At 61.4% G+C, this 337-nt stretch carries 1 protein-coding gene; it reads left to right on the top strand.

Annotated elements, in window-relative coordinates; translation table 11 throughout:
- Positions 1-337: DDE-type integrase/transposase/recombinase (locus tag XpopCFBP1817_RS21320; protein ID WP_146090218.1), on the top strand; the 337-nt coding region annotated here is incomplete at both ends.

Raw genomic sequence — 337 nt, forward strand, 5'->3', positions numbered from 1 at the left:
CCAACCTGCTTGACCGACAGTTCGACGTGACTGAGCCGGACACGGCCTGGGCGAGCGATTTCACCTTCATCCGCACGCATCAAGGCTGGATGTACCTGGCTGTTGTGATCGATCTGTTTCCCAGGCAGGTCGTCGGCTGGGCGATGCGCGATCGGGCCGATACCGAGTTGGTCGTGCAGGCCTTGTTGTCTGCGGTGTGGCGGCGCAAACCCAACGCTGGTTGCTTGGTTCACTCGGACCAAGGGTCTGTCTACACCAGCGATGACTGGCGCAGTTTCCTGGCGTCCCATGGCTTGGTGTGCAGCATGAGTCGGCGTGGCAACTGCCACGACAACGC

Source organism: Xanthomonas populi, from assembly GCF_002940065.1.
GTDB lineage: Bacteria > Pseudomonadota > Gammaproteobacteria > Xanthomonadales > Xanthomonadaceae > Xanthomonas > Xanthomonas populi.